We start from the raw sequence: 14,139 nt of genomic DNA on the forward strand, positions 1-14,139 counted from the left end.
GTGACCACTGACGTCAGCGACCGGAGCCCCGATCCGGCGGGCCCCGCCGAGATGACCACGCCCCCACCCGGCAGCCGGGGCAGCGACTACGCCGCGCTGTCCCGCGAGGTGAGGCAGAGCGGGCTGCTGACGCGGCGTCCGGGCTACTACTGCGTCAAGGTCGGCGCGAACCTGCTTCTGCTGGCCGGCGGATGGACCGCGTTCGCGCTGATCGGGCAGTCGTGGTGGCAGCTGCTGACCGCCGCCTTCCTGGCGGTGATGTTCACCCAGACCGGGTTCATCGGGCACGATGCTGGACACCACCAGATCGCCGCCTCCAAGCGCGTCAACGACCTGCTCGGCCGCCTGCACGCCGACCTGCTGATCGGCCTCAGCTACGGCTGGTGGATCGCCAAGCACAACCGGCACCACTCCCACCCCAACCACGTCGACCGCGATCCCGACATCGCCGACGGCGCGATCGCCTTCACCCGGGACCATGCGCGCGTCCGCAGCGGGGCGTACGCCTGGCTGGCCCGTCACCAGGCCTGGCTGTTCTTCCCGATGCTGCTTCTGGAAGGGCTCGCCCTGCACGTCGCCGGCGTACGGGCGCTGCTCGACCGCACCGGCACCACAACCTCGCGGACGACCAAGCTGGCCGACGCGGGCCTGCTGGCAGCGCATCTGGGCGGCTACCTCGCCGCTCTGTTCCTGGTCCTGTCCCCCGTCCAGGCCGTGTGCTTCCTTCTCGTGCACCAAGGGCTGTTCGGGCTGTACATGGGATGCTCGTTCGCGCCCAACCACAAGGGCATGGCCCTGTTCGCCAAGGACGACAAGATCGATTTCCTGCGTCGGCAGGTACTGACCTCACGCAACATCCGCGGCCACCGGTTCACCGACTTCGTGCTCGGCGGGCTCAACTACCAGATCGAACACCACCTCTTCCCCTCCATGCCGCGACCCAGCCTGCGACATGCCCAGAAACTCGTGCGCACGTACTGCGCCCGGCACGGCATCGCCTACCACGAGACCGGGCTCTTCAACTCCTACGCCCAGGTACTGCGGTACCTCCACACGGTCGGCGGCCCGCTGCGCCCCGAGCTGGAGTACTGATCACTTCGCCGTTCGTGCCCCTCATCTCCTCCACCGGGTGCCGCGCGACACCACCAGCCCGCTGTCGTATTCAGAGATCACGGCCTGCGCCCTGTCCCGGAACCTGTCTTTCTCCAGAATGCGCGCGACGTGCCGGCACCTGCTGCTGCACCACCCGTGCGCGCAGATCACCCAGCTCCTCGCAGTCACCGGATCTGCTCCGCTGCTTCTTGCGGCCCCCGGGGGTCCCGTGCCGGCCGCCGTGCTCGGCGACCTCACGAGTACCGGGACGCGGGCGCCCGAGGAGCCCGCTCGTCGGTCGGATCGGCCGGCCCTCAAGGACGGGATCCGCCTTCACACCTGCCCGGCGACGGCCTCACGGACGGCGAACCACAGGTGATCGACGGCTCCGAGGCGGGCCGCTGCTTTCTCGACGCTCACCCCGTCGAGCAGCCCGAGGACGACGGCGTGCAGGTCCACCTCCCGCTGCTGGACGGCGGCGACCAGGTCGGGGTCATGGCAGTGACGTTGGACAGCATCGATGACCACGACCGTCGCATGCTGCGCAGGATCGCCGGCCTGGTCGCCGACCTACTGGTGACCAAGCACGGCTACTCCGACCTGTTCTTCGGTGTCCGACGCGGTGAACCGATGAGCGTCGCCGCGGAGATCCAGTGGTCCCTGCTGCCGCCGCTGGCGATGATCATGCCTCGGGTCGCCGTGGCCGGGATCCTGGAACCCGCCTATGACATGGCGGGTGACAGCTTCGACTACGCCGTCAACGGAGACGTCCTCCACGTGGCCATGATCGACGCGATGGGCCACGGTCTGGACGCGGCCACGATGGCCACCGTGGCCATCGGTGCCTACCGCCACGCCCGCCGCGCCGGCACCGGGCTGCCGGAGATCTACGCCTTCATGGACCGCGCTATGGCGGACCAGTTCGGCCCCGAGCACTTCGTCACCGCGCGGATGCTGCAGCTGGACACCACGACGGGACATCTTCAGTAGGTCAACGCCGGGCACCCGTCACCGATGCTCGTCCGTGATCATCACGTCGCGCTCCGGCTCAACGGTCCGACGACCCTCCCTGTCGGCTTCGGCGGTCCGGAGCCTCAGCTGAGCGAGATGAAGCTGGAGCAGGGGGACCGCCTCCTCTGCTTCACCGACGGACTGATCGAGGAACACGCGACCGGGGAGGAGGAGTTCGGGGAGGACCAGCTGATCGACTGGGTGAACCAGTTGGACAGAACCGGCCGCGGGATCCGGGCGGTGGCGCGCTCCCTGTCCCACACGTTCAAGCGGGCGCGGGGCGGGCACACCACGGATGACGCGACGCTGCTCCTGGTGGAGTGGCGCGGCTGACCTCACCGCCTTCGTGCGGTACGGCTCCGCCGGCCACGGCTCGCTCGTCAGTCCGGCGGCACGTGCGCGCTCCCGGTGTCGATGAGAATCCGTTCCGCCTGGGTGACGTTGTCGGCCCGGACGGCCTGAGCCATCGCGGCGCGGGCGGCCTCCGGTGCCGCGTCTGGCGGAACCACCAGCAGCGAGAAGACGTCCTGATCGCCGCGGGTGATCAGGACGGTGTCGTCGCCCACCGGGAAGGAGTCGATGTGCACCACCCGGTCCTCGACGACGATCCGCGTCGGGAGCCCTTCCCAGGCCGCGGTGTCCAGCCCGACGCGCGTGACGGGGCCGAGGTGGCCGGTGAGGGCGCTCAGCAGCGCGGGCAGCTCGGCACCGATGTCGCGCGACCGCGGCCACCACGCACCATCGAGAACGCCTTCGCGCGACTCCGTGGTCTCCAGCCGGAGCAGCGCACACCCGGGCCGTACGGCCTCGTGAGCGCCACTCGGCAGATGCCGGGAAGCCGGGGACGTATCGGAGCCGGTCATGAGGATCACCGTCTTCGGGAATCGGTGCGATCACGGGACTCGCCTCGCCTTCCCACGCTACTCCTCGTGCCACGGGCGTCGATGTTTCCAGGGCCCCGCCCCTTCATGGCATCAAGTCAAATGAGACGTTCGCGTTGCTATGAACCTTGTGGTTCGGGTTCCCTGCGTTTGGTCGGGTCGTCGATCCAGACCTGGCCGGATATCTCGAGTGGCTTCGGTCGGCGGGCGAGGCGCTCGGGGCGGCGTCGAGCACTCAGTGGCAAACTGCGGTGCCCAGTCGCAATGAGCTGCACGAACATCGTGCTCAGAATGGCCACCTGAAGTGCACCTCGTCCTCCCACGCGAAATCGCCGCCCTCGAAGCCGAACGCTGTGGCCCCTACCCCAACGCCTTCGGCCTGTGGACCAGCTGCGGCCTCCGTGGCCGCGTCGAGCGCCGCTGCGCGGCCGACGACCCCGACCGCTCCCGCCAGCCCTGTGCGCCGCGTATGCCCAGCCCTGGAAGTGGGTGCCCTAACCGCACGCCTGCGGCTACGTCGGCGCGCTAGAGATCCGCCCGAGCGTCCTGTACGGACTGGTCCCGCAGATGGGCCCGAGCGACTAGCCCGTGCTCAGCGGCCATGAGAGGCCCGCGCAGACGGCCAAGGGCCCCGACCCCTGATGGGAACGGGGCCTTCGGCGTCCCCAAAGGGTCTGCGGTGCTCACCGCTTCGACCCCCGCAGCCGACCTCGGGCGACTCCCCGGCCCCCGTTCCTAGGGCCTCGTGGGGCCCTCATGGGAACGTCATGGGAACGGAAGGCCGAGTAAGGACAGGGAAGGATCAGGAGGAGGGGCTCCCTGTTTACAGCCGCAGGCGTGGCTGTTCCGCGGTGGCTGCACTTTCTGTCACGGCGATCGTTTCGCGCAGTAGGTCGCGGGCCGTGGCCAGGTCGGCCGCTGCGAGCCCTGGCCCGACTGGCGACTGCCTATCCGTCCGTACCGCTGGTGATCAGCCAACTGGGCGGCCTGAACTGGATGGACGCCATCCAGTTGGTCCGAGACACGCCCAGCATGTTCCTGGAGCTGTCCACGGCCAACGTGATCTTCGCTGTTCGTCTGGCCATCCGGGAGATACCGGACCGCACCCTGTTCGGCTCGGACGCCCCGTACGGCGACCCGGTACTCGCCCGCACCGCTGTCGAGCGCCTCACTCGCTCCGGTGAGGTACGCGACCGGGTATGGGGAGGAACAGCAGCCCAGCTTCTCAGGCTCACCTGACCCCGCCGGCGGTTGGGTGCCGTACAGCAGCGAAGTACAGCCCCAGAACCGTGCCAGGTCGTGCGGGGGACCACGGGGAATGGTGGGGACCAAGTCGTCGACCAGTCAGCTGCCGTAAACCGCTCCGCCACAGGTCAGCCCAGCAAGCGCCCATAGAGAACCCAAGCTTCCCAAGCTCAGAGCGCGAGTTCGATTCCCATCACCCGCTCCAGCGCAAAGCCCCAGGCCAGCAGCCCGGGGCTTCTTTGCTGTCCAGACCTGCCCAAGTGTCTCGCGCCCGATGCCCCCTCGCCCGGCTGGTCAGCCGTCGCGTTGCGCTGCTCTCGGACATCCGATCCAGCCCGACCGCCACTTTCCTCTTCCGCTCAAGATCCGAGTGCTGATACATCAGCGCGGCCCGCTCCGAGAAGTGGCCGGCGCGCGCCGTCGTGAGCGTGGCACTCGGCTGTATCGCATCCTCTGAGGGGGATGTATCCCAAGGCCCGGCGAGTCATCGGATGCGCCGGGCCGTGGGGGGCGGGCGGCCTCAGTTGGTGAAGGTGAAGTACTTCCAGGAGCCGTGCGTGGTCGAGTTCACGGTGTCGCCCGAGGAGTTGTTGATGTAGGACGACCGCACGCGCATCGAGTAGCCGGTCTGGTGCGTGCCGCCCAGTTCCACCACCGACTTGCCCGTGGAGTCGAGCTCGAAGTACTGGGACCCCGCCGACCGCCAGGCGCCGTCGTAGTAGATCTGGAACTGCAGCCTCTGCGAGCGGCCGGCATAGGCCGTCATCGTGGTCGTGAGGAGCGGATTGGTCGTCTTCCGGAAGTAGTACTTGGTGTGCCCGTTGACCGTGGCCGTCTTGTAGTAGCGGCTCAGGCTCAGCGACACCCTGACCTTCGCGCCCACCCAGCTCTTGGCCGTCTTCGGGGCGGTCCGCGCGTCGCCGGAGAAGTACGCGCTCACCGTGGTGTCGCGCTTCAGGGTCAAGGTGACCGACAGGTTGCCCTCGCTGTTGACCGTGCCGGTCCTGACCAGGTACTTGCCCTTGCCGTCGCCCGCGGTGTCCGCGTAGAGCGAGAGCGTCCGGTTCTTGTACGTCGCGCCGAGGTGGGCGGTGAACGTCACGTTACTGGCGTAGGCGTAGACGTTGCCGTTCTTGTTCACCGTCAGGGCCGTGGAGTTCCGGGAGACCTCGACCGTGCCGGAGCCGGAGGCGGGCGCACGATCGGCGTCGCCGGCATAGGAGACCTTGTACGTGACCTTGCCGCCCGCGGGCGGGATGTCGGTGAGGGAGAAGGTCCCGTCCGCCTTCACCGTCGCGGTCGGGAGCGCCTTGCCGTTCGGGGACTCCAGGTCCGTCCGGGTGACCGCGACGGTGGTCCCCGCGGGCAGCCCGAGCGAGTTCGTGACCTTGCCGGAGACGGTCAGCGACTTGGCACGGTCGGCCGTCGCCGGGGCGTTCACCGTGACGGTGGTGACGGCCTTGCCGGGGTCGGTGACGACGCGCAGGCGGTACTTGTTGGAGAGGCCGCGTGTGACCGCGAAGAGCCGGCTGCTGTCGGGCGCGAAGGCGAGGTCGCCGTGGTCGAGCAGGGTCTCTTGGGCGACTCCGCCCTGGTAGTCGGTGAAGTTGGCGGTCCGCCTCGGGGCCGTGCTACCCGGCTTGTAGACGGACACATGGGGGAGGTTGAAGGAGGCGTAGATGTCGGTGCCCACCGCGACGAGGCCGTCCGGCGCGACATCCACCGACCGTTGTTCCCAGTAGCTGCTGGGATACCTGATGGTCTCCGACAGGTCTGAGGTCCGAAAGACCTGCTGGAAGGCGACTTTTGGCGTGGCCACCACGAGCTCTGTGCCGTCCGGGGTGAGCGCCAGGTCCTCCGCGGTGTTGCCGATGGCCGCGTCCTGCCCGCCGAGGAACGCGGTCCGGCTGGCCGTGCCGGACGACACGTCATAGATGCCGAGGGTGAAGTAGTACTGGCGCGAGCCGGCCGCCAGGGTGTTGGGAGCACCGGGTGCCGAGTCCAGCAGGGGAGCGTCGTTCCACGTTCCGTCGGCCTCCTGGGCGAGCGAAACCTGCGTCTGCCCGCCGGACAGGTCGAGAGAGCCGATGTTGCCGTGACCGACGCTGCCATAGCCGAACCAAAGTTTGCCGCCCGCGAGCGCCAGGTGCTGCGGATCTGTGCCGTCACCCGTCGCGTACCGTCCAGTCTCGGTGACCGTCGCCGTGTCGATGGCCACGATCTCATCGGTTCCCGGCACGGCGACGTAGACCGTTGCCGAGTCGGCGGAAAGCTCCAGGCCATCAGCCTGTGGCAGCGAGGTGATCGTCCCGATGACGGTGCCGTTGTAGTTGGTGGCAACGACCTTGCCTCCCGACGGGTCACTGATGAAGACCCGCTGGTGAACGCCGTCCACGATGATGTCGCCGCTGGACGTGATGGGCAGCGCGGCGCTGCTGTCGGCGACAGCAGCGCCCGCGGCCGACCCGATCAGGGCGACAGAACTGAGAGCGACCGCGAGCGCCGTCACGGCCGAAATGCTGCGCACACGCACAGTGATGCAACCCCCACTAGGAAGACAAGACTGCCCACAAGACCCCTGGAGCCCCTTCAGGGGGTTGTGTCCCGCGTCGTGGTGTAGGGGATCAAGCGTCACGCGTTCCGGTACGAGGCCCTGGACGATCTCCGCGGAGGCGATAGCCCGCGAGGAGCCCTGTTGAGGCGAGTTGAAACCCGGGCCCGGAGGGGTCACTGCCCCTGACCTGGGGATTCCGGCGCCTTGATCGCCTACACCACGAGCACGGACAGTATCCTTCAAAGTTGTACGGCACAACTGCGCAAGTCTCCGCAGTTGCCACTGGATGCCGCCCAGGAGCCGGCACCTTCTCTGGTACTCGACGCAGGCCCGCACGACGCCGACGAGGGCCAGGGGCAGCGTGACGAAGGAGACCAGTATCCAGAACGGGCAACAGAGCCGGCATGCGAGGGACGCCCCGCCGAACCAGACCGCGAGCTCTGCCTTCTCTCGTGTCTCGTCCGATCCGTCGACAGAAGTCATGGACTGATCCAAGCAGGGCCATCGTGGCCGACTGTCGTCGGTCGAGACGTGCCACAACCATGCCGGATGCAGGGGTCAGCCACGGTCGGTGAAGGGGACCTACGGTCCAGTTTCGGCTCATTACGACGAGAAACCCCAGGTCAGTGGCATGAAGCGGTTGTCCCCGGCCGGATCTGTGCCGATGGCCACAGCGAATGGGATACGCGTAGGCTCATACTGAGTCATGACAAAGCCCGCTGCACCGAAGCGTCACTTGCCTACCAGCCCCTTCAAGGCCCCTGTCACACCGGTTCCCAAGCACTTCGCCGTGGGGGACCAGGTCACTCACGACATGTACGGCCTCGGCCGGGTAGTCGGTATCGAGGACGGAATCGCGGCGCTCGTGGATTTCGGCTCGGCGCAAATGCGGATCTTGAGCCCGTACGCCAAGATGACCAAGCTGTAGGACCGCTGTGCCCGGTCACGGCACACCCAGGTCCCCTCAGGGACCTGCAACGAAAGAGAGTCCTCTCATCGATCTGACGTCGCTGTTCTCCGCGTTGGAAGCGCAACCCCGCTGCTCCACTGCAGCGTCACCGCCTCCGACGACCAACCCGTTCCAGGCCCCGGACTTCGGGGAGGACGAGACCTTGCCGCTCGAGGACGCGCAGGAGCCCGCCTCGGGCATACGTGCGGCACGGCCCAAGGCCGCTTAGCACCACGTACGACGGTGGCTCCGGCAACTGGCCGTGGGCCGTCTCCCGGACCGCGGTACGCCCTGATTCAGCAGGTACGAGTGCCGGCAAGCCACGTTCTCCACACATGTGGGGTGTTCGGCACCTCGGTATGGTCCAAGAGCCAGAGAACGTAGCCCGCGTGGAGCTGCGCCCACGAGTTCCCCGAGTCATGAGCCCTGTGGAGCCTGTCGCGCAGCTCGTCTCCGTCCACCGCCCGGGCCACACGTACGTACTCACGGTCCTTGCACCGATAGGGCCGCTGGACCGCGAAATCGACCAGGTCGACGAGCTTCGTTCTCACCTGGTCGTCATGGTCGGCCGTGGCCAGCTCCCTTATCAGAGATTGCTTCGTACCCCATGCCTTCGCGTGCTGTGTCCACTCCTGTGGGTACCGGGCCTCCCACTCCAGGAACAGCAGGGCGAAGGGCAGCCCCGCCCACGTGTTGATCTCCTCGCAGGTATGCCTGCTCCACAGGGCTTCGGGCAGACAGCGGCTCGCGGCCTCGTCGTAAGCCCTCCGAGCAGCTGCCCGGTCCCGCGCCTTGAATCGCAACCGAGGGGTCGGGAGCCAAGCCTTGTTGAGCCGGAGAAGCGCGGCCTCTGCCTCGCAACGGGCACTGGCCAGTCGATCAAGGGCAGCGGCACGTTCGGCAGGATCCGGCGCCGTCAAGCCGTAGGCCCACGCCAAACGCTCGGTCCACCCGTGGTCATCGTCGACGCCCGAGCCTGTCATCTCTGTCACGCGACAGATCATCGCCGGATCGGCACGTCGACGCGATCCCATGTCGCATGGGCCGCAACGCCCGCTGATCCAGGCGGATTTACATCAGGACGAGCTGCCAGACGAGGAGCAGTGTGCTCAGCACGCCTGTGCTGATGGCGCCGCGGAGCGTGGCGCCCAGGCCGCCGTAGGGGTCCATCGGGCTGTAGGGGCTCTCCGGGGAGACGAGGACGGTCATCGAGGAGCCGACGTCGGCGGGGCGGCCGAAGGTCGCGTTGACGATCTCGGCCTCGTAGCGTTTTCCGTCGATGTAGTAGCGCACGACCGGCGTGAGGAAGTACGCGCCCGGCTTCCCGCTCGAGGTAGCACTGTTGTCGATCACCTCGCCCGACAACTCCAGTGCCGTAGGGCGAATCTGTCGGAGCGTCACGTTCTGTCGCAGCTCGCGCGCCATGGTGACGAGCGACGCCATGAGCACTCCTGCTGTCACCAGCACCCACACCATGGGGCTTCTATAGCGCACCTCGGTAAGCCACGCGTCGTCGGGTGGGCCGTCGAAGGTGAATCCCATCAATTCAGTGATCACGTCTGGCACCCACGTCACCGCAGAATCGAATCCCAGGAGACGCGGCCCCGTCACCTACGGCTGATCAATCCCTTCATGCCGGCGGCATCGGGTCTGACCTGCACGTTTACCTCGTTTCGCGCACCGTGCGCCCAAGCCGGACAGGGCTGCGGAGCGCTTGGCGACGGACCGACCAGCGGCGTTTCCCTCTTCCCGGCCGTCCAGGGGCCGGGAGGCACCACCGGGCCCGTCGGTCCCGGTGGCTCGGCCTGAGGCCTCCCGCCCGTTGGGTCCCGGCCGGAGTGGGTCTATCGTCGGAATCACAGGGCCAGAACGAGGAGGACGGCCGGTGATGCCGCAGGACGAGGCCGTGATCGGCTGCACGGGGAAGGTACTCATCGGAACGCGCGGTTCCACAGGCCCCGGCGAAGTCCTGGTGCGGGTCAGAGGCGGCTCCGAGACGTTCCTCGCCTGGTCCGAGGAACCCCTGCCCGTGGGCGCGACGGTACTCGTGATCGAATCACGTGGATGCCGCGAAGTCGGCGTCATCGAGTGGGTGGATCCATTGGACGCGCTCGGCGACAGCGCCGAGGCCGGCTGAGGAGTAACAGGAATGTTCGGATACCGCGTACCCGCTCCCGACGAGGCGATGTTGATCTCGGGGGGCAGGCGGGGACTGGGGGGCGCGCCGTTCCGAGTGGTCACGGGGCACGGGAAGTTCGTGCTGCCGGTCTTCCGGAAGGTCCGGTTCCTCACTCTGTCCATGTGTGAGTCCGAGGTCACCGAGACCTGTGTGACCAGACAGGGCATCGCGTTGCACGTCCGCGCGGTCATCGCCTTCAAGGTCGGCAACGACCACGAGAGCATCATCAACGCAGGCCAGCGTTTCCTCTCCGACCAGGAGCAGATGTCGGTGCTCACCGGCCGGATCTTCGCCGGTCACCTGCGGGCCATCATCGGTTCGATGACGGTCGAGGAGATCGTCACCGAGCGGCAGAAACTCGCCGCGGAGGTGCTGGACACGTCGAAGACGGAGATGGCGAAGATCGGCCTGATCGTCGACTCGCTTCAGATCCAGTCGATCGACGACGGTGACACCGGCTACATCGATGCGATGTCCGCGCCGCACAAGGCGGCCATCCAGCGGCAGGCGCAGATCGCCCAGGCGCAGGCCACCCAGGCCGCGGTCGAGGCGGAACAGGCGGCGGCCCGCAAGCAGGCCGAGTACGCCCGGCAGACCGCCATCGTCAAGGCCGAGTACTCGGCGGAGGTGGACCGCGCCCAGGCGCAGGCCGGGCAGGCCGGACCGCTGGCGCAGGCACACGCCCAGCAGGAGGTGCTGGCCGCCCAGACGGAGCTGGCCCAGCGCCAGGCCAAGCTGCGCCAGCAGCAACTGGTCGCCGAGGTCGTGAAGCCCGCGGAGGCCGAGGCCGAGCGGGTCAGGATCCTCGCGGCCGCCGAGGCACAGCGGATGAAGATCCAGGCGGAGGCGGCCGCCTCGTACGACCGTGTCGCGCTCGACCGGATGCTGATCGACCAGCTCCCGCAGATCGTCAAGGAGGCCGCCGGCGGACTCGCGGGCGCCAACGTCAACGTCCTGAACGGCGCGGACGGCCTCGGCGAGATCGCCGCCGGCCTGGTGTCCCAGGGGCTGACGATCCTCGACTCGGTCCGGCACAACCTGAACGGCCAGGACTCCGACGGACGACGGTCCGAGGAGGAGGAGAGCGACAGCAGCGGCCTGCTCCAACTGCCCACCAGCAAGGGAAGGAAGTCGAACGACGGTCCGGTGGACGTCGACTAGGGGCGACCAGGGTGTGTCGCAGGTTCGAATCCTGCCGATACACCAGCCGAAAGGCTCCGGACCGGTCTTGGTCCGGAGCCTTTCGGCATCAGCTTCCGACATCAGCGGTGGTGGTCGACAGTGAGCGCTCCGAAAAATGCCGCTTTATTTCCTTTTCGGCAAATAGAACACCGCCGGAGAAAGCTGTCACGGCATCCTCATCATCTCGGCAACGCACCGGCCGCCTGGGCCGGTTGAGACAACCTCCACCTGTCGCTCACGCGGCCGGCCCAGACGGCGACCGGAGCGTCTTGGCCTCTGGCCCCCGCGCGGGTGGGCCAGGCTGCCGCGGATGTCACGATCCGGGCCCCGGCCACGGTCAGCGCGTCAGGAAGTACGGGCCGGCCACCAGCAAGAGGGCGCCCGCGATCCCGAAGCAGATCCGCATGGTGGTCAGGCTCCGCCAGGGCGTTCCGTACCGGGTGCGCCGCGTGGCCACCACGTCCGCCCAGTCCCAGACCCACACGTCGACACCGCGGTAGCCGCAGGCCACCGCGGTGAACGCGCCGCCCGCAAGCAGTGCGAGCACCCCACGAAAGATCAACGCCGCTTCCTTCCCCCACCTCACGACCAGCGTCGCGTCGCGGCATTGTGTCAGGCCCTCGCCCCGCCGCCCAGCAGCCGCGCGAGGGTGCTCACCGCACCGTCGATCTCGCGGGCGCACTCGTGCAGCACGGGGTGGGGTCTTCCCCACGGGTCCGCGATGTCGTCCTCGGCCGGCGGGACCGGGGCGGCGGTACCCCGGCGGCCCGCCGCGGCCGCCACCACGGCATCGACATCCACATCGGCATCAGCATCGTCCACGACGTCTACGACGTCTACGACGTCCACGGCAGCCGCAAGCCGCACGAACTCCTTCAACGTGAAGCAGCGCCGCATCGCCGCCGGAGCGAGCCGTACGGCCGCCTCCCGGTGTTCGCCCGCGAGTCCGAGGACCAGCCCCGCTTCCGCGACGAGCCGCGCGGTGAGCGGGCGGGCCTCGAAGCCGGAGCCGTCGCCGCCCAGCTTCTCCAGCACCGCCCTGGTGGAGCCCTCCATGCCGGGCCGGGGCCATGCCTCCGTGCCGGCGCTCTGCGGCCGCAGGGCCGAGCCGCGCGGAAGCTTCGCGGCCAGCAGCCGCTCGGCGAGCACCGAGCGGTGGACGTTGCCCGTGCAGACGAACAGGACCCCGGTCATGTCATCCTTCGCCCGCGAGTCGCGTCGCCGCGGGTACCGCGGTCTCCTCCTGGGGAGCCGACACACGGGGTGCGGGCAGCTCGCCGTACGGCCCGTAGGCGCCGTAGCGGTCGCCCCTGGGGACCGGAGCCATGTTGAAGACGGTGCCGAGGACGCGGACGCCCAGGCGGTCCAGCGATTCCGCGGCGGAACGGACCTGGTCCCGGCTGGTCTTCGCGGCGCGTACGACGAGCAGCGCGCCCTCGGCGAGCGAGGCGAGGCCGGCGGTGTCGGCGACGGGCAGCAGCGGCGCGGTGTCGACGATCACGGCGTCGTAGGTGTCCGCCAGCTCGCGCAGCACCTCCCTCATGCGCGTCGAGGCGAGCAGTTCCGTGGGGTTCGGCGGTACGGCGCCGCTGGCGAGCACCGAGAGCCGGCCGCCCACCTGCTGCATCACGTCCTCGGCGCGGGCCTGCCCGATCAGCACCGTGGTCAGACCGGCGTCCCGGACGAGGCCGAAGGTCCTGGCCACGCACGGGCGGCGCAGGTCGGCATCGACCAGGCAGGTGGAGACGCCCGCCTCGGCGAGCGAGAGCGCGAGGTTCACCGCGGTGTTGGTCTTGCCCTCGCCGGGCAGCGAACTCGTCACCACGATGATCCGCGGCGGGTCGTCGACCTGGGAGAACTGCAGGTTGGTACGCAGCTTGCGGAAGGCCTCGGCGCGGTTGGAGCGCCCGTCGGTGCTGACGAGCGGCTGCTTGGGGGCGTTCCTGTCGTACGGGATGGTGCCGAGACCCGGCAGCGCGATGAACTCGCCCAGCGCCTCGCTCGTCTTGAGCGTGGTGTCGAGGGTCTCGCGCAGGGCGACGAGTCCGGCACCGAGCACCAGCCCGCCGAGCACGCCCACGGCCAGGTTCAGCAGCGGGCGGGGCGAGACCGGATGGGTGGGGGTGACGGCCTCCTGGGTGACGCCCAGGGAGACGGGTGAGACGGGCGAGGCATGCGCAGCTCCCTTCGCCGGCTGGACGACGCGCTTGGGCGTCTCCAACTCCTCGACGACCACGCTGAACCGCTCCGCGACGGCGTTGGCGATGCGTGCCGCCCGCTTGGGCACGGTGTCCCGGACGGTGATGTCGATGAGCACGGTGTTGAGCGGGGCGACGGCGGTGATCCGGGACGCCAGTTCCTCCGGTGTGGTGCGCAGCCTCAGCTTCTTCACCACGGGAACGGTCACCTGACGTGTCGTCACGATCGAGGCGTACGACTGCACGCGCGCCTGCGAGAAGTTCTGCCCCTGGTTCAGCTGGGCGGTGTCCTCACTGCTGGGGGTGGCGACGAAGAGCTGGGTGCGCGCCTCGTAGGCGGGGGTACTCAGGCCCGTCACGGCGAGTGCCGCGCCGATCGCGAGAACCAGACAGAGCAGGAAGGTCGGCCAGCGTCTGGCAATAGCTTTAAGGAATCCGTGGAGATCCAAGCTGCACCCCTCATAACCCCTCGCGGACCGAGGGATCTATCCGAAATGAAATGCCTTGTTCCCTATGGGCACACCGAAACATAGGGACTCGAGCACTCAAACGGGGGGAGCCGACGCGGCGACGTAGGCCAACGGTGGGCAAGCACTCCACCATCCGATGGCTTCTGCGTGCCGCCACACCAACAGCTGTCGGTATGTCCCATTTATTCCATGTATCAAGATCCTTGGTACCCGAAATCTTGATCACGACCACGCTGCAGCCCAGTCCGGACTGAAGTCGAGACGAGGAGAGTGAAAAAGATGACGACATCGCCCAGATGGCGGGTTGTCCTGGCATCGGCGGCATCGGCTGCCATGCTCATCGCGGCACCCCTGGTTGGCGCGCAGGCCGCCTACGCG

12 protein-coding genes and 1 pseudogene are annotated in these 14,139 nt (G+C 68.3%); 6 read left to right on the top strand and 7 right to left on the bottom strand.

Annotation, left to right across the window (positions count from 1 at the left end; genetic code table 11):
• Window positions 1-1,092 carry a fatty acid desaturase family protein gene (locus N8I87_RS17280; RefSeq protein ID WP_263209814.1) on the top strand — a complete coding sequence of 364 codons (1,092 nt, stop codon included), beginning with the start codon at window positions 1-3 and terminating at the stop codon, window positions 1,090-1,092.
• Window positions 1,093-1,431: 339 nt separating this feature from the next.
• Window positions 1,432-2,436, top strand: a pseudogene (locus N8I87_RS17285) (GAF domain-containing SpoIIE family protein phosphatase); the annotation flags it as partial.
• A 47-nt stretch (window positions 2,437-2,483) separates the two neighbouring features.
• On the opposite strand, the gene N8I87_RS17290 reads toward N8I87_RS17285, so the two are convergent.
• Window positions 2,484-2,966: a DUF5994 family protein gene (locus N8I87_RS17290; protein WP_263209816.1), complete on the bottom strand. Its 483-nt coding sequence runs from the start codon at window positions 2,964-2,966 to the stop codon at window positions 2,484-2,486.
• Window positions 2,967-3,821: 855 nt separating this feature from the next.
• Between N8I87_RS17290 and N8I87_RS17295 the strand changes: the two genes are divergently transcribed.
• The gene (locus N8I87_RS17295; RefSeq protein WP_263209818.1) at window positions 3,822-4,223 is read left to right on the top strand and encodes an amidohydrolase family protein; all 402 of its coding nucleotides are present in this window, start codon (window positions 3,822-3,824) and stop codon (window positions 4,221-4,223) included.
• 526 nt (window positions 4,224-4,749) lie between these two features.
• Here the strand turns inward: N8I87_RS17295 and N8I87_RS17300 are convergent.
• Window positions 4,750-6,756: a YncE family protein gene (locus tag N8I87_RS17300; RefSeq protein WP_317633471.1), complete on the bottom strand. Its 2,007-nt coding sequence runs from the start codon at window positions 6,754-6,756 to the stop codon at window positions 4,750-4,752.
• Between the two features lie 733 nt (window positions 6,757-7,489).
• Here N8I87_RS17300 and N8I87_RS17305 point away from each other — a divergent pair.
• Complete coding sequence (locus N8I87_RS17305; protein ID WP_263209822.1) at window positions 7,490-7,711, top strand: CarD family transcriptional regulator; 222 nt, start codon at window positions 7,490-7,492, stop codon at window positions 7,709-7,711.
• 317 nt (window positions 7,712-8,028) lie between these two features.
• On the opposite strand, the gene N8I87_RS17310 is transcribed toward N8I87_RS17305, so the two are convergent.
• On the bottom strand, window positions 8,029-8,715 hold the full coding sequence (locus tag N8I87_RS17310; protein ID WP_317633560.1) for a hypothetical protein: 687 nt from the start codon (window positions 8,713-8,715) through the stop codon (window positions 8,029-8,031).
• Window positions 8,716-8,803: 88 nt separating this feature from the next.
• Window positions 8,804-9,289 carry a DUF3592 domain-containing protein gene (locus N8I87_RS17315; RefSeq protein ID WP_263209825.1) on the bottom strand — a complete coding sequence of 162 codons (486 nt, stop codon included), beginning with the start codon at window positions 9,287-9,289 and terminating at the stop codon, window positions 8,804-8,806.
• Between the two features lie 331 nt (window positions 9,290-9,620).
• On the opposite strand from N8I87_RS17315, the gene N8I87_RS17320 reads away from it, so the two are divergent.
• Together N8I87_RS17320 and N8I87_RS17325 are read left to right on the top strand one after the other, a co-directional pair.
• Window positions 9,621-9,869 (top strand): NfeD C-terminal domain-containing protein, encoded by a 249-nt coding sequence (locus N8I87_RS17320; RefSeq protein WP_263209826.1) that lies wholly within the window; start codon window positions 9,621-9,623, stop codon window positions 9,867-9,869.
• 12 nt (window positions 9,870-9,881) lie between these two features.
• The gene (locus N8I87_RS17325) at window positions 9,882-11,072 is read left to right on the top strand and encodes a flotillin family protein (RefSeq protein ID WP_263209828.1); all 1,191 of its coding nucleotides are present in this window, start codon (window positions 9,882-9,884) and stop codon (window positions 11,070-11,072) included.
• 358 nt (window positions 11,073-11,430) lie between these two features.
• On the opposite strand, the gene N8I87_RS17330 is transcribed toward N8I87_RS17325, so the two are convergent.
• From N8I87_RS17330 to N8I87_RS17340, 3 genes are all read right to left on the bottom strand, one after another.
• Complete coding sequence (locus tag N8I87_RS17330; protein WP_263209829.1) at window positions 11,431-11,640, bottom strand: hypothetical protein; 210 nt, start codon at window positions 11,638-11,640, stop codon at window positions 11,431-11,433.
• Between the two features lie 65 nt (window positions 11,641-11,705).
• The gene (locus tag N8I87_RS17335; protein WP_263209830.1) at window positions 11,706-12,287 is read right to left on the bottom strand and encodes an arsenate reductase/protein-tyrosine-phosphatase family protein; all 582 of its coding nucleotides are present in this window, start codon (window positions 12,285-12,287) and stop codon (window positions 11,706-11,708) included.
• A 1-nt stretch (window position 12,288) separates the two neighbouring features.
• Window positions 12,289-13,740 (bottom strand): tyrosine-protein kinase domain-containing protein, encoded by a 1,452-nt coding sequence (locus N8I87_RS17340; RefSeq protein ID WP_263209832.1) that lies wholly within the window; start codon window positions 13,738-13,740, stop codon window positions 12,289-12,291.
• Window positions 13,741-14,139 lie beyond the last annotated feature (399 nt).

It is taken from the genome of Streptomyces sp. HUAS 15-9 (assembly GCF_025642155.1).
Taxonomy (GTDB): domain Bacteria; phylum Actinomycetota; class Actinomycetes; order Streptomycetales; family Streptomycetaceae; genus Streptomyces.